This is a genomic window from Chryseobacterium binzhouense (assembly GCF_007474545.1).
GTDB classification, from domain to species: domain Bacteria; phylum Bacteroidota; class Bacteroidia; order Flavobacteriales; family Weeksellaceae; genus Chryseobacterium; species Chryseobacterium binzhouense.
On record NZ_VKOG01000006.1, the window covers coordinates 1 to 20,879 of the forward strand.

At 34.9% G+C, this 20,879-nt stretch carries 15 protein-coding genes and 1 tRNA gene; 3 read left to right on the plus strand and 13 right to left on the minus strand.

The window, feature by feature from the left end:
- Positions 1-164 precede the first annotated feature (164 nt).
- The 5 genes from FNE73_RS13600 to FNE73_RS13620 form a co-directional block, all read right to left on the minus strand.
- On the minus strand, positions 165-872 hold the full coding sequence (locus tag FNE73_RS13600) for a DUF421 domain-containing protein (RefSeq protein WP_228430116.1): 708 nt from the start codon (positions 870-872) through the stop codon (positions 165-167).
- Between the two features lie 139 nt (positions 873-1,011).
- Positions 1,012-1,323, minus strand: coding sequence for a hypothetical protein (locus FNE73_RS13605; protein ID WP_143885125.1), 312 nt, complete (start codon positions 1,321-1,323; stop codon positions 1,012-1,014).
- A 270-nt stretch (positions 1,324-1,593) separates the two neighbouring features.
- Positions 1,594-1,866 (minus strand): SemiSWEET transporter, encoded by a 273-nt coding sequence (locus FNE73_RS13610; protein ID WP_143885126.1) that lies wholly within the window; start codon positions 1,864-1,866, stop codon positions 1,594-1,596.
- A 9-nt stretch (positions 1,867-1,875) separates the two neighbouring features.
- Positions 1,876-2,628 (minus strand): SDR family oxidoreductase, encoded by a 753-nt coding sequence (locus FNE73_RS13615; RefSeq protein WP_143885127.1) that lies wholly within the window; start codon positions 2,626-2,628, stop codon positions 1,876-1,878.
- An 85-nt stretch (positions 2,629-2,713) separates the two neighbouring features.
- Positions 2,714-3,316, minus strand: coding sequence for a hypothetical protein (locus FNE73_RS13620; protein ID WP_143885128.1), 603 nt, complete (start codon positions 3,314-3,316; stop codon positions 2,714-2,716).
- 455 nt (positions 3,317-3,771) lie between these two features.
- On the opposite strand from FNE73_RS13620, the gene FNE73_RS13625 reads away from it, so the two are divergent.
- The gene (locus tag FNE73_RS13625) at positions 3,772-3,942 is read left to right on the plus strand and encodes a lmo0937 family membrane protein (RefSeq protein WP_143885129.1); all 171 of its coding nucleotides are present in this window, start codon (positions 3,772-3,774) and stop codon (positions 3,940-3,942) included.
- 254 nt (positions 3,943-4,196) lie between these two features.
- Here the strand turns inward: FNE73_RS13625 and FNE73_RS13630 are convergent, their stop codons facing one another.
- Together FNE73_RS13630 and ppk1 are read right to left on the minus strand one after the other, a co-directional pair.
- Positions 4,197-4,418, minus strand: a complete 222-nt coding sequence (locus tag FNE73_RS13630) for a hypothetical protein (protein ID WP_143885130.1) — start codon at positions 4,416-4,418, stop codon at positions 4,197-4,199.
- Between the two features lie 126 nt (positions 4,419-4,544).
- The gene (gene ppk1, locus FNE73_RS13635; RefSeq protein WP_143885131.1) at positions 4,545-6,635 is read right to left on the minus strand and encodes a polyphosphate kinase 1; all 2,091 of its coding nucleotides are present in this window, start codon (positions 6,633-6,635) and stop codon (positions 4,545-4,547) included.
- Between the two features lie 385 nt (positions 6,636-7,020).
- Here ppk1 and FNE73_RS13640 point away from each other — a divergent pair, with 385 nt between their 5' ends.
- Positions 7,021-8,253, plus strand: coding sequence for a zinc-dependent metalloprotease (locus tag FNE73_RS13640; RefSeq protein ID WP_143885132.1), 1,233 nt, complete (start codon positions 7,021-7,023; stop codon positions 8,251-8,253).
- Between the two features lie 377 nt (positions 8,254-8,630).
- Here the strand turns inward: FNE73_RS13640 and FNE73_RS13645 are convergent.
- The 3 genes from FNE73_RS13645 to FNE73_RS13655 form a co-directional block, all read right to left on the minus strand.
- A tRNA-Ser gene (locus FNE73_RS13645) sits at positions 8,631-8,718 on the minus strand.
- A 250-nt stretch (positions 8,719-8,968) separates the two neighbouring features.
- Entirely contained in the window at positions 8,969-13,426 is a 4,458-nt protein-coding gene (locus FNE73_RS13650) for a GEVED domain-containing protein (RefSeq protein WP_143885133.1), read from the minus strand.
- Between the two features lie 300 nt (positions 13,427-13,726).
- A complete protein-coding gene (locus tag FNE73_RS13655; RefSeq protein WP_143885134.1) occupies positions 13,727-16,684 on the minus strand; it encodes a reprolysin-like metallopeptidase in 2,958 nt (985 codons plus the stop codon).
- A 202-nt stretch (positions 16,685-16,886) separates the two neighbouring features.
- Here FNE73_RS13655 and FNE73_RS13660 point away from each other — a divergent pair, with 202 nt between their 5' ends.
- Entirely contained in the window at positions 16,887-17,243 is a 357-nt protein-coding gene (locus tag FNE73_RS13660) for a hypothetical protein (RefSeq protein WP_143885135.1), read from the plus strand.
- Between the two features lie 22 nt (positions 17,244-17,265).
- Here the strand turns inward: FNE73_RS13660 and FNE73_RS13665 are convergent, their stop codons facing one another.
- From FNE73_RS13665 to FNE73_RS13675, 3 genes are read right to left on the minus strand one after another with little or no spacing between them, the layout of a single operon-like run.
- On the minus strand, positions 17,266-17,928 hold the full coding sequence (locus tag FNE73_RS13665; protein WP_143885136.1) for a DUF6048 family protein: 663 nt from the start codon (positions 17,926-17,928) through the stop codon (positions 17,266-17,268).
- A complete protein-coding gene (locus FNE73_RS13670; RefSeq protein WP_143885137.1) occupies positions 17,894-18,364 on the minus strand; it encodes a DUF6452 family protein in 471 nt (156 codons plus the stop codon). Before FNE73_RS13670 ends, FNE73_RS13665 begins: the two co-directional genes overlap by 35 nt.
- Positions 18,365-18,398: 34 nt before the next feature.
- Positions 18,399-20,876: a zinc-dependent metalloprotease gene (locus tag FNE73_RS13675; protein WP_143885138.1), complete on the minus strand. Its 2,478-nt coding sequence runs from the start codon at positions 20,874-20,876 to the stop codon at positions 18,399-18,401.
- Positions 20,877-20,879: the final 3 nt, after the last annotated feature.

A 20,879-nucleotide genomic window follows, 5' to 3' on the forward strand; every position in this document is an offset into this window, starting at 1 on the left:
ATTGAAACAAAGTTCAATAAACTTTCTATATCATCACTAATTATCAGCATTTCAAAGAATTTTACCAACTATTTTTGACTATTAAACCTATTTATATAATATTGCTGATAAATAACTTTATCTAGAATTACAGGTAGCAATCTTATATTTTAAATTACTTTAAATTATGCCAATCTTTTTTTATTGCTTGCTTTTACCCAGTTTTTACGGCTGCAGTGTAGACATTTACCCGCTTCACCCGTATGTTTTTCTTCTGTAAAGCCGCAAAATGTACAGGAATAGTAACCTGATTCATGTATATGAGTGACAGGATTTTTTAAAGAATCCAGCATAATGGGAAGACCATATTTTACATTTTCATCCGCCTGAAAGAATATGCTTATTTCTCCCGAAACTTCTTCTATGGCAAATTCAATCTGTCCCAGATGTGATACACTCCTCAACCTGAGCTCAGCAAAAAATTCATCACTGCCTAAATTTTCTTTTCTAAAATTTACTATGGTAAAAACTCCGTTTTCTATGAGGCAAATAGGTTTTCCTTCAAGAAGGTTTTCAAATTTTTTAGAATTTCCGATTAATTTTGTTATTGCAGAATATAAAAAAATGATCACCACAAAAACCACTACTGAAGAAATAATCCCCACTTCTTTGTAAAACATAGGATCTCCCGCCGCAGAACCTAAACCGATAATTACCACCAGCTCAAATATAGAAAGCTGTTTTACACCTCTTTTTCCCAATAATCTCAAACCTATAATAATGGTAAGAAACATGATTACTGTTCGTAAAACAATTTCAGGTATAAAAGACCAATCTTCGCTTCCTAGAAGCAAAGATTTCCATTCGATATTTAGTAAGGTTAATAAGAACACAATTTAATTTTAGAATGATGTTCCAAAAAATAAGCCATACCCTATCAATGTTTAGATTCTAACTGACAGGGAATTGAAATCACATTTGATTTCAAAAAAAAGCAGAAATGAAATCGTTTCTGCTTTAATTGATGGGAAATTAATGATGTCTGTTACCTTTGTGATGATAGGAGACATTATTGGGAGCATCCTGTAACTGATGAATACTTTGGTTATGGAGATTGGAATCAACCCGCTGTTCTGACTGGTAAGGATTTCCAGGTGTCTTAGGATTTATTTTTTTTCCGTTTCTGTAGAGTTCACCGTTTGATGTGCGGTAAGTTTCGTTCATTTTGTAACGGTTTCCGTCAGGAGCAGTAAATTGCTCAGACCTGTTTCTCCATTTTTTTTGCAGAAATACTAAAATTCCTGTTGCTGCTACGCCTAATGCGATTTTTACTGAATTTTTCATATATAAATTTGTTGTTTGGTTTAATTTAACAGATCATTTCTTGGAACTCCTCCGTAAGATCTTATTTGTTATTCTATCTATGTTTAAAACAAATCTACTGCCATAGAACAAAAATTTACATAATTATAATAAAAAAACTGTCCGATAAATCAGACAGTTCTAAAACTTGAGTTAAAAACATAGATATGACAAATGTGGATCAGTGATAATCTATATATTCAAAGCTAAAACTTCTCCACATTATTATTTATGACTGAAATCATGATGTTATTATTTCTCTTTTTTATTTTTATCTCTGAATAAAAGATAGCACGTTAAAAGACTCACGTTTACCAATACAGCAAATGCATTTGATAATATGATGGGAAACTCATTCTGTAATATTCCGTACCATACCCAAAGAGAAAGTCCTGTAATTAAAATTACAAGCATGAGCCATGAAAGGTCTTCCACATTTCTGGTCTTAATTACTTTTATAAGTTGGGGCATAGATGCAATTGACGTAAGACCACCTGCAATTAAACCTAAAATGTCTACATTCATATGTTGCAATTATCCGTTAACAATGATTCCGCCATTAGGATGCAGAACCTGACCTGTAATCTGTACAGCAGCATTTGTTGCCAGAAATAAATAGGTTGGTGCTATTTCTTCGGTGGTTGCGTTTCTTTCAAAAGGCGGTTTGCTTTCATCGGCTTCCTCTTCACCAAAAGTTTTTTTGGTTAAAGGCGTTGCAACAGGTCCCGGAGCAACAGCATTGACTCTGATATTTTTTTCTTTAGATTGCAGTGCAAGTGACCGCGTAAAAGAAACGATAGCTCCTTTTGTTGCGGAATAATCTAATAATTCTTCATGTCCCTGATACGCAACTGCTGAAGTTGTATTAATTACGCAGCCTCCATTTTTCAGATAAGGAAAAACGGCTTTTGTGAGAAGAATCATTCCTATAATATTGGTATCGAAGGTTTTTCTTACATTTTCCTCCTTTAGTTTAGATATATCATCACACGGAAACTGCGTTCCGGCATTATTAATAAGAATATCTACACCTCCAAACTTATCGGAAACGTCCTTTGAAACTTTTTCGCAAAAATCATTATCGTTAATATCTCCTTTTATTATAATGCATTGTCTGCCCAAAGAAAGTATTTCATTTTTAGTTTCTTCTGCATCTTCATCACCGCTGTAGTAAATTATAGCAATATTAGCTCCTTCCTGAGCAAAAAGTAATGCAGTAGCTTTTCCTATTCCGCTGTTTGCACCAGTAATTAACGCTGTTTTTCCATAAAGCTGCAACTTATTCATATTTTAATTGGTTTGGTTTATTTTCAAAATATGAATAAGCAAATCTTGTGCTTAAATCCTTTGATGAAATAAAATGTGGTATCTTTTATTCATTATTTAAAAGCATTTCAGTAAAAGCTTTCCATTGAATTTTTTGACTCCCGAATCTTGCACCCAATGCTGTTAATCTATTTTTGATCCCAGATAATAAATCAGTATTCGTATTTGCTTTTTCATTACGTCCATAAACTGCCGCTTTTACATAATTGTTTCCTTTGGAAACTATAAAAGTTAAGGTAGAACCTGAAGAATAAAAATGCATAATATTTCCTCCAAATTGATTTCCTGGTAATGTTGATGGTCTCATCTGCATCATAAAAGAATTAGGATTGCTGTGATCTATCATATCAATCCGTACCCAGATGTAGTCTTTCTTTTGCGGATTGGGTTTAGCCTTTAAAAGAATTTTTACGTAATCTCCTATTTGCGGATCTCTTTCTACTACAATGCCTTCCTGATCACATAATACAAATTCCGCTATAACATCAGATGTATAATTTGACCAGTTATTAATATCAAAAAGCTTTTTTTTAGCTGTATTAAAGCTTTTCTCTAAATCTTCAGAGTTTGGGTATGTAACCTTATTTTCTGTATCATGATAACCTCCTTTAATCTGATTGGGAACGCCGGGAACTTTTTTGTGTTTCATTAAAAATTTGTGTTTTAAAATTATTACAAAATCCACTAAATATTATATCACTCATAAAAGATAAAAATTTGATCATTCATTTTTTATATAATACAAGAAATTATTCCTTTATAAGCCCGTAACACTTATCATAAATCTTGCCAAACTTATATGATAACTAAATTTTATCACTTTTATTTGATTTTAAATCTGTCAAATAATAATAAAGGTAAAAAAAATAATATTTATTGATAAAAATATTGCTAGTCACAAAAAAAGATAGTATTTTTGACTCGAAAATTTTTTTTTCATCATTTGTGTTTTTATTAAACCCTGCCAACACTGGCGGGGTTTAATTTTTATATATATTCATATACGATAAAATGCAGCATGAAATCTTGTAAAAAAGTATTATAATTAAAAAAGGCACAAAATATGCTAACAAAATAATAAATCAACCTTAAAAAAATATTATTATGAAAAGTGTATTATGGCTTGTTGCAGTGATCTGCATAGTTGTATGGTTATTAGGAATGTTAGATATCATTCCGGGAATCAGTACAAATTATTTGATTCATGTATTATTAGTTATTGCAGTTATTGTAGTTCTCTACAATATTATATCAGGAAGAAGACCTTTGGAATAATCATTTATTTTTAAAAGTAAGCCGGGTATCCGGCAAATGATCGGAAGAAAATCTTCCGATCATTTTTGTGATAAATGAATAAAAGTGTACTGCATTTGCCATTGGAGTTTTATTTTTTATAAAAACAATCATCTCAATTATACAATATTTAAACATGTTGTGATGAATTATTACAGACACTTAATCTATTTAAGTCAAAAAAAAGAGAGTCTAAAACTCTCTTTAAATTATAAATATAACAGCTTACTGCACTTCTAGAAATTTGTGTAAACTGCCTGATTGGGATAAACATTCAATCCCTCCATTTTATCTTTTGCAGTATTGTATATGATTTCTACTGTAAAATGAGATAACTCATATAAAACATATTTAAGGGAATCCAAAACCCTTTCGTTCATCACCTTACCTTCAGTTATAGCAATATCCCACTGAGTCTGGTTGGGAAGGTTTTTAAAATCGTAAAAAGAAATATTCATAGCTGTTAATTTTTGTTAATTAATATTATTAGCTATACAATTTCTTTACCAAATTGTTACGAAATATTGATCTATATAAAATTTAACAATCACACAAATGAAGGATAATCTTATTAAGATAAAAAATCACGAATTACGGATTTTGATATTTTCTGATGCTTTAGACTTCAAATAGTTATAAGTTTCTATTTGTGAACGGCATTCTTTATTATCATCTTGTATATACTCATTTCTCAGTTTTTTATCAAGAATTCTTGCTTTCACATTATCTTTAAGTTGAATATCCAGAATATCTTTTAATTCTTTTTTTAGATTCTTATCTGTGATTTTTGCTGCAGCCTCAATTCTGTAATCAAGATTTCTTGTCATCCAGTCCGCAGACGAAATGTAGATATCTTCGGCTCCTTTATTGTAAAAATACATCACACGTGCATGTTCCAGATATTCATCTACGATGCTGATAGCTTTTATTTTTTCTTTAAAATCTTTTTGATTAACTGCGCAATAAATACCCCTTACAATCATCTTAATCACTACTCCTGCCTTTGCAGCCTCATAAAGTTTACTGATTAATGCACGATCACTTACCGAATTGGCTTTCACGATCATTTCGGCTTTTCTGCCCGCTTTAGCTTCTTCAATTTCTTTATTAATGTGGTGTTCTATTTTTTCCCGCATAAATTCCGGACATACCAACAGGCTTTTACAAGTCTTGAGAACAGGCAGATAATCTTCTTTTGGCTTCTTCAGAACATTGAAAACTTTATTAATATCAGCCATTATTCCTCTGTCTGAAGTCATCAGCAAATGATCACCATAAATCCTTGCCGTTTTTTCGTTAAAATTTCCGGTGCTTATAAATCCGTACTGAAGCGTTTTATTGTTAGCTCTTTTCTTTATAACACAAAGTTTGGCGTGTACTTTTTTATTTGGAATTCCGATGAGAACATTAATTCCTTCCGGCTCAAACATTTCTTTCCATTTTAGATTAGATTCTTCATCAAATCTTGCCTGAAGCTCAAGCATTACCGTTACTTCTTTCCCATTTCTGGCAGCATAAATTAAAGCGTTGCTTATTTTAGAATTATCTGCCAAACGATAGGCTGTAATCTGGATAGATTTCACATCGGGATCCATCGCGGCTTCACGTAGAAGATCAATTACTGGAGTATAGGTATGGTATGGAAAAGTGAGAAGAACATCTTTTTTCAGAATAACATCAGTAATCCTTTCGCCTTGTTCAAAATCAGGATGTGTAAATGAAGTTCTCTCAACAGGCTTTGCATATTTTTCAAACACATCAGGAAAATCCATAAAATGTTTAAAATTATGAATCTTTCCACCAGGAATAATGCTGTCTTTTTTGCTCAAATTCAGCTTTCTGATCAGCAATTCCAGCAAAGCTTTATCCATATCTTTGTCAAATACAAATCGTGTAGGCTTTCCTTTTCTTCTGTTTTTGAGACCTTTTTCAATTTTTTCAGCAAAATTTGTTCTGATATCATTATCAAGATCCATTTCTGCATCCTTTGTTACCTTAAATGCATTTGCAGCGAACTCATCATATCCAAAATACGAGAAAATATGCGGAAGATTGAAGGTAATGACATCTTCTAAAAGCATAACATTTTTCTCTTCGGAATTTTCTGTTGGCAATAAGACAAATCTTCCTACAAAACGGGATGGAATTTCTATGATAGCATAATTACTTTGATAATTCCAGTCTTTTTTTCTCATGGCAACACCCAAGTAAAGACTTTTATCTCTCATATACGGCATAGGAGTGTTTTCATGCATTAGGATAGGAATCACATTAGATTCTACCATTTCATCAAAATACTTTCTTACAAACTCTTTTTGTTTTGCTGAAAGATTTTTTGAAGTTTTGATGTGTATATGCTGTTCAGCCATTTCTGCCTGAATTTTTTTCCAGGTTTTATCAAACTGCTGTTGTTGTGTGATGACAATGTCATTTATTTTTTGCAGAATTTTTGAAGGCGGCTGATAAAATGATTCTGAAATTATTTTTTCTTTAAAATCCATTGCACGTTTAAGCCCGGCAACTCTCACCCGGAAAAACTCATCAAGATTATTAGAAAAAATACCCAAAAAACGGATCCTAAGATGAAGAGGCACATTTTCATCCATCGCTTCCTGTAAAACTCTTTCATTAAAAGCAAGCCATGTGATATCTCTCGGATTAAAGTGTAATGACATAAGAAATAATATTTACCAAAAATAAATAAAAAACATTTTGTTTAACAAAAAAATAATTTTAAAAACTATAACTGATATATTAAAAAACTCCGATAAATATATTAAGTTTTTTGATTTTAAGTACGTTAAATTTCATTAACGATTAGGGATCTGTTTAAAAATTTAGCTACTGATAATTTTAGTCTATTTTTAATTTCTGTGAAAATTATTCTTGTAGGTGGCGGACACAGAAGAAAATAGTATAATGTTTAAAACAGTCTGGACATTCACTCAAAATTGAGAAAATAGATTTAGTACTGCAATTTCAAATCTTTAAAATCAGTATTTAATTTTAATTTGGTAAAAACATAAAAAACATAGTAATTTAGCAAAATAATTAATTTTAATGAAAAAATATATTTTAACACTTGCAGTATGTATTGTTGCAAATCTAAGTGCACAAAGAGTTTGTGGAACAGACCAAAAAATGAATGATTTTTTTGCAAAAAATCCTGATGCACTTGCTAAAAAACAAGATCTTAGAAATTATTTGACCTCAAAAAACAATACAGCTAAACTTCCCCAGACTGTGGTTACAATTCCTGTTGTTGTACACGTTTTGCATAAGGCAAATGATCCTAGCCAAAATATTTCTGACGCACAAATCGCTTCGCAAATTGCGGTTTTAAACGCCGATTTCAGGAAATTAAATGCTGATTTTAATACCGTTGTTCCTACAGCTTTTCAACCTTTTGCAGCAGATATGGAAATGGTTTTCTGTTTAGCAACTAAAAAAAGTGATGGTTCCCCTACAAATGGTATTGAGAGAAAACAAGTACCTTCGAATTTTAACTTTGCTAACAATTACTATCAGTCATCAGGTCTTCTAGCATGGGATCCTACAAAATATTTAAATATTTGGGTTGGAGATATGCCAAGCCCATATTTAGGTTGGGCTTATTTGCCAGACGCAGCGGGTTTTCCTATGGATGGTTTAGCAATTGGACATAATTATTTTGGAACAACAGGTACAGCCACTTATCCTTACAACGGTGGAAGAACTGCAACACACGAAATAGGACATTATTTTGGATTTCTTCATCCGTGGGGAGAAGACGGTAGTTTATGCGGCACATTAGATAATGATGATGGATGTGCAGATACACCTGCAATTGACGATGCTCATGGCGGAGGAAATGTTTTTCCGGATAACACAAACACTTGCGTATGGTCCGCAAACGGAGCAATGTTTATGAACTTTATGGACTATGTTACCGATAGCGAAATGGCATTATTTACTAATGACCAAAAAATAATTAAAACAAATACTTTAGCAGGTCCAAGAGCCAGCTTACTCAATTCAAACGCTTGTACATTTTTGTCTGTAAATGAAGTTGAAAAAGCAAACTCTATTAATATTTTTCCAAATCCTACAACACAATACATATCAATAGCCTCACCTTTAGTTAACATTAATGAAATTGAAATATTTAATGCGGAAGGAAGAATGGTAAAAAAAGTTACCATAAAAAATGAAACTGACAAAATTGATGTAAGAGATTTCATCCCTGGAGTGTATTATGTCAGAACTTATAAAGATAAAGATTTTATCAAATCCATGAAATTTATTAAGAAATAAAACTTAAACAGATCCCTTGCTTTTATCAAGGGATTTTTTTATAAATCAATCATTAAAAAAAAGAAATAGATATTGAAAAATTAAAGTAGAAACCAAGCTCTGATAGATAAAACTTTAACATTAATAAGAATTTATCAAATTAAACACATTTAACATTGTCTTATTTTACTAAAGATCCAAAAACAAATATCAGCAAATACAGCGTTTTGAATCCAAAAGATTATATATAGTTTCAGATATAAGACGATGTTAGATGTAAGTTTGCATAAAGAGAAATTAGGTATTTCCATCTTAATTTTCCTTTGATACAAGCACAAAACAAAAAACGCTGTAAACATTGATGTTTACAGCGTTTTAACTTATTTTGGTTTCTAACCTGGCGGAGAGTGAGGGATTCGAACCCCCGGACCTGTTACAGTCAACAGTTTTCAAGACTGCCGCAATCGACCACTCTGCCAACTCTCCCTAAACTTCGATTATATCGTTGTTTTCAGTGGTGCAAATATAAAATGTTTTTAGATATATCCAAAATATTTAGTATTGAAATTTTACAATAATTAAATAATAAACTATAAACCAGTTTAATAATTTACCTAAAACAGGCTCAATCGTATATGAAAATTTTCAAATCATCAAAGAAATTTCATAATCTGCTATCAAAAAAAAGCTGCCCATTTCTGGACAGCCTTTCTTTAATATATTCAATTAATTTTGATTATTCCTTAATGAATTTTTTCTGAGCAGTACCTTTTACGTCATCAATGTCTATTACATAAAGTCCGTTGATTAGTCTGCTTACGTCGATCTTATTGTTTAAGATGATTCCGCTTGAGATTAACTGACCCGAAGCACTGTAAATCTTGTAATTCGCTTTCTTACTGATGTTTTTAACATTCAGTATGGTGCTTACTGGGTTCGGATAGATAAGAATATCTGTCTGGTTTACTGCATTATCTACAGGAAGCTTAGAAATTCTTACTGTATAATCTTCCACTTCACCATCTGCAAAACTTGTACAGTTTACAGGTATAGAACCTTTAGACATTGCTACTCTCATTACTACATATTTGTAGTCTGTCATGCTTACAAATGCATCAGCAGGAACGGTGAATGTAGCACTTGCCGTAGGATTGGAGTTTGGTCCGTCTGCAAGAATTCTCTCATTAAGATCAAACTCTCCGTTTCTGTTGAAATCAATCCAAACAGCTATACCAGAATCAGATGCCTGAGTTTTATTGATCACAATCTGGTTACCTGCAGAACCCTGAACCATTTCTATAAAAGCATCAGGATCATTAGTATAATTCGTATACGTGGATGCCAAAGAAACTTTAGTCATTTCAGGTTTGCCCGTTGGTCTGGCTGTAACTTGTGAAATATATTCAGTAGTTGAATTAGCAGACTGCATCGGACAGTAAGTAACCGTTGGTGTTGTGAAGTAGTATGGTGGAGTAAAGTTACCCGGTGTACCACTGCAAACATTGGCTACCTGCATCTCATATTTCGTCAATTCAAGAAGACCCGTAACAGTATACGTATTGGTATTTACCGTAATCGTATTCCAGCCAGGAATTCCAACTTTTCTGTATCTGAAGATATAAGAGTTCGTAGCTCCAGGTCCTGTAAATGCATCCCAAATCACTACTGCACTGGTAGGATTAAGCTGAGTAATGGTAAGTCCCGGTGGCGGTACCTGACACAGTCTTACCGTAGTAAACACCTGAGGAAACACCTGAGGATTGGAGAAGTTATTCGGTGTGGTTTCTCCAACACAGATATTCGCTACCTGTACTTCATACGTTACAAATGAACTTAATCCGGTAATGGTGTAAGAGTTCAATGGCGGCTGTGGCAATGTAGGAGCTGAAATAGTGATCCATGTTCCTGTCCCTACTTCTCTGTATCTCAAAATATAATTCGCACTTGCTACAACAGGATTCCATGTTACTACTGCCGAGTTAGCAGTAACATTGCTCACCACTACATTCGGAGGCGTAGGATCACATCGTGTGGTAAAGGTTCTGATTGGCGTGAAAGTTCCTACTGAAGTATTACAAACAGCTGCAATCTGTACCTCATACTGCGTGGCAGGCGTTAAACCTGTCAGCTGATAAGGAGGAATACCGCTGATGGATGATACATTCACTGAAGTCCATGCAGAAGCAGGAGTCGTTACAGGTCTGTACTGAATAACATAGCTCAGGTTATTTGCTGCCGGTGTCCATACGATATTAGCTGAAGTGTGCGTAATGGTATTGAAGGTAGGAGTTCCAGGCGTTGCATTGCTGCATGGTCTGAGTCTTACCGCATAATCTTCTACCTCTCCATTGATAGGTCCTGTACACATTACCGGAGCACTTGTACGTCTAAGTGCTACTCTCATAGTAGTAGTGTACGGTCCGGTGTAAGTACTTGGCTGGTTTGGAACTGTAAATGTTGCAGTTACAGGAGTGGTCGTACTTGCTGCTGAAATTAAGATTCTTTCATTATCTGCAAAAACTCCGTTTCGGTCAAAATCTATCCATGCTGTTACTGCTTCACTGTAAGTAGTTCCGTCCCATCCTTTTCCAACTGAAATCTGATTTCCTGTAGAACCTATTTCAAGGTTAATCACCGGAGTTGTATAGCTCGTGTAGTTGGTCTGAAGAGTCGTATTGCTTACCACAGGGAAATTAACAGGCGTTACCGTTACATTGGCAATATAATCATTGGTGCCCGTTCCTACCATCGGACAGTAAGACAGTGGCGGTGTCGTAAAGTTGACAGAAGGACCAAATGCACCCGGTGTCCCGTTACAAATCGTCTGAACCTGAACCTGATAAGCGGTCTGCTCGGTAAGTCCTGTAATCGTGTAAAAACTCTGACCAGTTGGGGTTCCTGTTGGTAAAACCTGTCCCGCTGCAGTTGGAAGCCATGGTCCGCTTGGACTCAGTCTCCACCTGATAACATAATTGGCTCCTAAAGTCGGAGTCCACGAAACTAATGCCGTGTTGTGGGTTGGGGTAGTTACAGTAATTGGAGTAGGTGCAGCAGTGGTACACGGTTGAAGGTCAGCTAGTACAACATTATAATCTTCAACTTCACCATAAGTAAAAGTTCCACAAGGATTCGGAAGACCGCTTTCTCTTAAGATAACTCTCATCTTTACTGGAAGATTCCCCATGTATGCACCTTGCGCTGCTGTTCCGGGAACTGTAAATGTTCCATTTACTAGAGTGATTTGGTTTGAAGGTGTATCTAAAATTCTCTCGCTGTCTTCAAAAACACCATTTCTGTTAAAATCAATCCAAGCTCTTGCTGACGCATTCCATAAAGAATTAGGATACGTTTTTGTTACAGAAATACTGTTATTTGCAGTTCCTCTGAATAAAGTTATTAATCTTGTCGGATCGCTTCCGTAATCTGTGTAAAAAGGCGGCGGAGATGGAGAGTTACTAACCATCGGTGTTCCTCCAGTAGGTGTAACTGTTACATTAGATATATATTCATAAACTGTTGTACTTGTTGGATTTGCTGTACAATAAGTTAATGTAGCAGTTGTAAAACTGGTACTTGGTGACCAAGCGCCCTGAGTACCATTACAAACGGTAGCAACCTGAACTTCGTATGTAGTAGCTTCAAGTAAAGAAGATAAATAAGCAATATTCAATTGCGGACCAGGTACAGTTGCTGTAAGCCATGCTCCGGTACCTGTTCTGTATCTCACTAAATAAGTGGCACCTTGCGAAGCCGCCCAAGATACAGTTGCAGTTGAAACCGTAATATTACTGACTACTATAGGTGTAGGGGGTGCAACAGTACAAGGCTGCATATCTAACAATTGTACAGAGTAATCTTCAACTTCACCATATGTGAAAGCTCCACAAGCATTCGGGTCACCTCCTTCTCTTAAAATAACTCTCATTCTAAGTGTGTTATTTCCAGTGTAAGCTGTAGGAGGTACAACAAAATTAGCCGTTGCTGTTGCGTTGGTATTAGAAGGATCATTTAAAATTCTTTCACTATCTTCAAAAACACCATTTCTATTAAAATCAATCCAAGCTCTAGTTCCTGCATTATAATTGAATCCAGGCCAAACTTTAGAAACTGTAATTGAATTTTGAACGGAGTTTCTGTACAATCTTACCAATCTTGCAGGATCAGTAGTATAATCAGAATAAAATGGTGGTGGTACGGTGGATGTACTTACCATAGTAGGAAGACCATTTGGCGTAACCGTCACATTTGATATATATTCATAGACAAAAGTACTTGTAGGATTAGCCGTACAGTAGCCTAATGAAGGTGTTGTAAATGGCACAGCTGTTGAGAATGCTCCTTGAGTACCACCACAGACTGTTGCTATTTCAACTTCATACTGAGTACTTTCAGTAAGCCCCGGAATAGTATAATTATTCGCCAGAGGCGTAGTGATATTTACTGATGTCCAAGCGCCACCCGGCAAAGTTCTATATCTCAAAACATAAGTTGCTCCTGTTGAAGGCGTCCAAGACACGGTAGCTGATGTTGATGTCATATTTCCTACCGAAATATTCGAAGGAGGTGCAGTAGTACAAGGCTGAAGATTAAACGAAGTAAACTGTACTCTAGGAATAGAATTTTCTCTTCTATTTGCAGATGGAGGTGAAGCCGGATCTGGATTAGTTCCATCAGAATAATAAAGAATACCTCTATTTGTTCCAGCAGCATACGCTCCCCAGCTTTGTGTGCAAGAATAGTTTGCAGAGTTTTCATCAACAGCAATTACTAAATTACTTGTACCATCCCAAATGAATGGAGTTGTTAAAGGTATTTCTACCCAAGCACCATTTGTCATATTCGGAAGAGTTCCCGAGTACACCTGCTGCAAATTTCCTAAAGGAATCCAACTAGTAGTTGTGGCAAAATCATTTTGGGCTGTATTTCCCATATATACCACCCAATCATTGTAATTCGCTTGGGTTGAAGCTGTTGAACCTACATAAAACCTTATGGCAGTAATGTAAGTATTTGCACCTAGGGCCGTGTTTACTTCAGCAGCAGTATAAATTTGCTGAGAATAATTATAGCCGTAACAGGAATAAATTGGAAGATAAGTGGACGTGGCCGTGCCTGCTCCAATTTGTCCTGTTTGGGATTTCATATTTGCAAAAAAAGCAAACATAAAAGCAAACGTTAATAAAAGTTTATTCATATTTTAAGAATATTAAATCCAATTGGATAGTTATAATAAGTTGTAAATAATGAGTTATAAAAATTCTAATTAATCAAGTAAATTTAGAGAAAATTAACTAATCATCAAAAAAGAGTAAATTATATACCATAGGCATTTTATTTTTTTATATTTTAAGTACAAATTTAATAATTTTTTGTAATTATTCAGATATATCTATTTATTTTTTTGTTATAATCTCATGAATTTCAATATTCTTACCTTGATAAAAAAAATCCTCAGAGCAATTCTGAGGATTAGATAAACATTTAAAATAAAAACTTATTTTTTAATAAATTTCAGGTTTTCTGAAATTTCTTTGTCTTTAATAGAAATAATATATGTGCCTTTTACTAGTTCACTTATCCTTACCTGATTTCCATTTATTTCACCGGCTTTAACCAACTGCCCTACAGCATTATATATTTCGTATTTTGTTTTATCTGAAACTTTCGTAATATTTAAAACATCTGTAGCGGGGTTAGGGAATATTTTGATTTCATTATTTTTTGTAATGTTCTCATTGGTTGATAGTGCCCCTGCTGATATTACCACATTGTAATCCTCAAACTCTCCTAAAATATTAGCATAATTATCACAGCCATCAAGTATAGCTATTCCAGCTGTAGTAGAATACAGCATTCCTACTCTCATTCTTAAACCAAGCCCCTGAACAGCATTGGCAGGAACAGTGAATGAAACAGTAACAGGATTTGGAGTTCCGTTTGCAACCGGAGATGTTAAAATTCTCTCTGAAGTTTCAAATACGCCATTTCTGTTAAAGTCTATCCAAGCTGAAGTTGCAGCCGGATAAGGACCTCCTTGACTCGTTAGGTAAGCACGAGCAATAGAAAGCGTGTAATTAGCACCTGCATTAAGATTAATCTGTAATGATGGGTTGGCAACATAGCTTGTATACGTGCTTGCGCCAGAAGAATTGTTTACGTTAGCTAAAGTTACATTAGAAATATAATCATCCGATGCATTTCCTGAGCTTACAGGACAATATACAGCCATCTGTGACGTATTAAAATTAGAAGAAGAGGAGAAAGATCCGGTTACTCCAGAGCAAACTGCAGCTACTTGTACCTCATAAGCTGTATTATCTAATAAATTAGCCAGAACAACATTATTGTTGGTAGTATTTATAACCATCCAAGATGCATCTGCAACTTTTTTGTATCTTACTACATAAGATGAAGCTCCTGCAACAGGCACCCAAGAAACATCAGCCGAACTTGAAGTGATGTTAGTTGTTGTAATTCCTGTTGGAGCTGAACCACAGTTTCCAAAAGCAGTAATGGTTATTGCTTTAACAGCATAAAATACATTTCCAATTGAAGAAACCCTTACTTTTATAATCTGTCCGTTCATAGAAGCGGGAAAAGTAAAATTTTCTGAACCGTCATTTGCTGTTGAAGCAGTCAGCAATGTCCAAGTATTTCCATTATCTGTTGTATAATCAATTTTCACATTTGTTACATTGTAAGGAGCAGCATTAGTCCCTGCAATATCCCACTGTATAGGTGTAGGCACAGAGATATTGGCAAATTGTGTATTAATTTTGAATGGACCATTATTCCCTACATTAATTACCTGAAGAGCAGATTGAGTTTGCTGCTGATCAGAATTAGGATTATTATCTCTAACTGTTACTGCAAAGCGAGATGTTCTTGCAACATTAGAAACAGATTCCCACTGTGAAGCAGAAGTCAAAACCCCGTTCAATACAGAAGAAAGTTTAGGGAAATAACGTGTAGGACTTGTAGATGGCAAAACAGATCTGAATGAAGCTCCGTAAGTAGTATTTCCTAAATTGGCAGACGTGATGGTACCGCCCGTAATCTGACCGTTTACAATAGCTCCCGCATCATCAAACTGCTCCCATGTATACGTCAGAGGATCATTTTCCGGATCAGTTGCTGTTGCGGTAAGAACAAATGCAGTACCTTTTGGAATTGTATAGGTTGGCAAGGCAGCAATCACAGGAGGATTATTCGTTACTGAAACTTCTGTATCACAAGTTTTTGCAGTTAAATTTTGCTGAACCTGCACAATACTTGCAACATGAAAATAAGCGTCAGAATTCATTTGTACGTTAGCATTAGTAATACCAGCATACCCCATAATTGTTGAACCTGATCCTGGTTCCATATTTACACCAGATCCTTCAATAGAATATGAAAAAGTATGATTAGCCCCTAATTGATGCCCCATTTCATGAGCTACATAATCAATATCAAAAGCATCGCCGGAAGGAGCCGTACTTTGTGTAAAGCCAGATCCCTTACCTAGAGGAGCTGAAGATGTAGGAGCAATACATACACATCCTATACATCCTGCATTGCCATTATTACCTGCTGCGTTGAAAACATGTCCTATATCATAGTTTGCATTTCCAACATTTGATGTAAGAACCTGCTGAACTTTAGAGTTTAATGATCCCGGCAAAGTAAGATAAGGATCGGTAGCAGCATTTACAAATATAATACCCGGTGCATTAACAACATTAAGATGTAAGGCAAAATCTTTTTCAAAGACTCCGTTTGCTCTGGTCATTGTTGCATTGATCTGAGCTAAAGCTGTTGCTAAGGTACCCCCTGTATAAGCTACATAAGAACTTGTTGCAGAAATAGCAAGTCTCATTGTTCTATACTTTCTGTCAGAACTTTTAGCATAGTTATTAGACTGATTAGCGAAAAAATTACCTTTTTCTGCTAATTTTTCTATCTGTTCTGCCATATGAGAACCCTCTTTCGTACTGCACACAAAACTTTTACCATGGGTATCATTTGTTTTAGGATGTACAGCATAAATGGTTTTATCAGAAGCTAAAGGATCAATAAATTCATACATCCCGTCTTTAATGACCATTGCCTGAAAATCATTTGGAGCTACCGAAAATCTAATCTGCTTAGACGGATCATCAATTCCAACCCCTACATAAGATCCTAATTCATATTGCTCGGCAAGCTCTTTTGCCATTACCGGAAAACTATATACAGCAAATTCTTCAAGCTTACCTTTTAAAGTTGGCACCAAAATTTCAACAGCCTTTGCATTGGTTCCCGTTTCCTGTGCATTTTTAAGATCATTTCTTATCTTTTTCAAATCAAGTTTATAATAAGATTCAGATGTAAATGAGCCTGCAACATCTCTTTTTACAGTAGTTGGAGTCCATTGTGCAAAAACACTAACTCCCAGCATACTGAAAAACAAAGTTGTAATTACTTTTTTCATATTAGATATATTTCGTTAAAGATTTCAAAAATAAAGTTTTTTTAAAAGAACATCGTCTTAAAATTTCATAAAAAGTCTTTACTTTGCCTCTTATAATAAACAATTATTAATTTTTTTTGAAATGAAATCAATATTAATTTTAGTCGCATTTGTCGCACTCTTTTGTATCAACTGCACAAACCAACTTAAAAAAAATCAGCAAATGATTGACAATATTACCCTATCTGAAAGAACGAGAGGAACACAAAGAATGTATAACATCAGTAATGAAAATATGGAAATAGCGATCAACGGAGAAAAGTCCGCTTACAAAGTATCTCATGCTGAATGGAGCAGAATAGCAGAAGCTGCAAGCTCAATTAATCTGGAAGAAATATCTGCTTACAAAGCTCCAACAACTAAAAGATTTAGTGATGCTGCTTTAGCGTCTACCATAAAAGTTAAGAATGAAAATAAAGAATTTGAGTCCGTTTCATTTGATGAAGGAAATCCTCCGGCAGAATTAAAAAATCTATATTTTGAAATGAAAAAGCTGATAAAAACAAAAAAGAGCAATTAAAACTGCTCTTTTGTATTTTGGATTAAAACTTATAGGCAATATTCCATGCAAAGCCCATATTAAATTTTGATGAGCTTCTTCCAAATCCCGGAACGATCATCGGAACAACTTCGTCCTGCTTGGTTGTGTAAACCAAATAACGTGGCTGCATATTCACATCAATATAAAAATTAGTTTCAAACAACTGTACCCTTCCTCCCAAATTGGCTTCAAGCCAGAAAGAAGATTGAGAAGATGAAGGCATAGAAACCGAAGAACTGTTTCCCCCGAAACCACGAACCGGTATCGCCATATATTCCTGATTATAAAAAGACCCTCCGATTTTTCCGCCACCGTAGAACCCGTTGAAGTCATTTTCACGGTCACGAGCCAACATATAAAATGCTCCGATTTTCATAAAAGGCCCGTTCACTTTTGCATCATAACCATTATTCTGGTAAATATTCTTTTCAAAACCCGCCTCAATAACTCCGTGTAAATTGTCTTTGACTTTCGACGAAATAAATCCCTGAAAAAGCTGTCTATCTGAAAAAAAAGCAACTCCTGCATTCAGGACATCTACCCCCACCATAAAGTTGGGTTCATATTTCCGCTTTACTTTTACAGATTCTTCTTTTTCCTGCCCAAAAGCATTGAAAATAATTAAAATGCTAAAAATTAAGATATAAATTGGTTTTTTCTTCATCTTGTATAAAATTTTGTCCCTGCTCAACACCTTTCACTGAATTTGGCAATAATAATACTGAGTTCAGGTTTTCATAATTTCTTTTAACACCACATCCGGGGGAAACATAAATAGACTTGGTAGTGTAGTTTACGCGAACTTTTGATGAATCTTCTTTAGCGGATGTTTTTATGTAGATATCTGTAAAAGGAGACTCATCTACACGAAGGGGAACAAATACCGAATCTACATTCCTGTTCCAGCCAAAATCGACAATGGAAGTTCCGAGATCTGCAAAGATTTTTATAGAATCTACAACAGTAATCTTTCCGCCTGTTTTAAACATAATCTTCATTCGAGGGGTGCCTTCTCCGCTCTCACAAATATCATCATCTCCTCCGCAGGAAATTACAGATAAGATTATAAAAAATAATATGATAAACTTAGAATACTTCATAATTTATATAAAAAATTATAGTCAGCTTAACTGATTATTTGGGATCTAAAGCTTTCTCTATGCGGAAAACCAAATCTTCATAATGATATTTATTTACTAAATCACCTGAAGATGCTTTAGCCGAAAGATCTTTCTTAATGGTATTTAAATTTCCTCTCACAATAGAAGAAACATCAGATTTATCCATATTTTTCAAATCCGAATATTTCAGAAGGTGTTCCACATAATTTCTCTGAAGATTTCTTCCGTAAATATCCACATTATCTTTTTTGATGATTGAATTATTCAGATCGGAGAAAAGATCCATCAGTGAATATGCTTTTTCATCAATTGCCGATGTCTGATAAAGACTTTGAAGTACCATCGGACTCAAAATCCTTCCGAAAACACCATTTTGAATTTCTTCAACCGTTTTTACAGGAGTTTTACCTGTTTTTTCGAAAATATCATTTTTAATGAGCCACTGAGGAGTGGTAAATATATTTTCAGATAAAAATCTCATGGCTTCCTGCTGGTCTTTTTTGGCGACTACTTCATATACACTTCCGGACTGCTCTACAGTTTTAGGCGTTTCCATCTGTCCGCCGATATATTTTGAAACATGACCTAAATATCTTCTGAACTGCGTCGTTACCTGGTCGTACATCATGCCCAGATTCTCATAATCCTCATTAGGAGTTTTTGTCCAGTCATTCAGGTTATCAACAATTCTTTTCAGATTTTTAATTCCGTATGTACTTGCAATCATGGCATTATCTCCTACCTGTTCGCTTTGTGATCTGGGGTCTAAAGGATTAGTTTCGGTTCCAAACCATAATCTTTCGTTTTTAAGATTTTTCATCACCCACTGGTTCAAAAACTCTTTTTCAGCATCAGGAGTTTTAAACTGATTGAATCTCTTATAACCCCACTCAATTGCCCAGTCGTCATAATCACCAATTCTTGGAAAAATTCCGGAATCACCAATTTTGTCTTCCGGTTGCGCCACATAATTGAATCTTGCATAATCCATAATTGACGGCGTATGTCCGTTTTTTTCAAGCCACTTTCTATCTCGCAGTTTCTCTACCGGAACTGTAGAGCTGGAACCGTAATTATGCCTTAAACCTAAAGTATGTCCTACTTCATGTGAAGATACAAAACGAATAAGCTCACCCATCAGTTTTTCATCAAACTCCATTTTTCTGGCTCTCGGATCATTTGGTGACGCCTGCACAAAATACCAGTTCCTCAAAAGCATCATCACATTGTGATACCAATTGATATGACTTTCCAAAATCTCCCCCGTTCTAGGATCAGATATTGAAGGTCCTGAAGCATTCGGAACATCCGAAGGTTTATAAACAATAGCCGAAAACCGTGCATCTTCGAGACTCCATTCCGGATCTGTTTTCGGATCTGGAATTTTCGCATAAATGGCATTTTTGAAACCTGCTTTTTCAAAAGCCTTTTGCCAGTCGTTCACACCCTGAACCAAGTAAGGAACCCATTTTTTAGGAGTTGCAGGATCAATATAAAAAACAATAGGTTTAGCCGGTTCTACCAATTCGCCTTTATTGTATTTTTCAACATCCTGAGGTTTTGGTTCCAGTCTCCATCTTTTGATCAGGGAAATTTTCTTCACACCTTGAGGATCCAAATCAAAGTCTGTGTAGCCAACTGTGAAATAACCAACTCTGGGATCAAAATATCTTGCCTGCATTTTCTTTTCAGGTAAAAGCACAAAAGAAGAATTGATTTCTACGGTGTAATTTCCGCTCACTTTAGGAGCAGGTCTTCCTGGAACAGCCGGAGTTGAGGGCGTGCCTAAAGTTCTCGCAAAAGTTTTGGTAGTATTGATTTCTACGTTCGTAGGAAAAGACTTTACAAAATTAATGAATGACATATCTTTCTGAAAAGCACCAATTCTATAGTTGTCTTTTGTGTAAACAGAAAAAGAAGTCAGTTCGTTATCGGAGTTCAATACATCTGTCACATCAATTACCGAAGAATTTTTGTTGATTCCGTAAGCTTTTACATCAAATGATTTTATAATCGACTGCACATTGTTTCTTGTCACCGAGCTGTACATATCTGAAGTAGAATCTTTAGCATAATCGACAAAAGAAATTGAACGCAGTAAGATTTTATCTTTCGGACCTTTTTCAAAAGCAATTACCTGTTGACCAATCTGGTCTCCTGCATAGCCAGAAGTACCGGAACGCATTCCTGCAGCTGCTTTTGTAAGTCTTGTTACCAACAGAAATTCTTTTTTCAGAATAGCATCGGGAATTTCAAAATAATATTTATCATCCACTTTGTGTACTGTAAAAACTCCCTGATCCGAAACTGCTTTATCAGTAATAATCTCCTTGAACGCTTTTACAGGGCTTTTCTTTTTGTCTTTATCATCCTTTTTTGCTTTAATTGTATCGTTTTTTACCGCAGCAGAATCTTTAGTTTGTGAAAAAGCATTTTGCTGGCAAAATAACAAAAAAGCAAAAAGGAAAACAGTCTTACAGAATTGGGTCATATA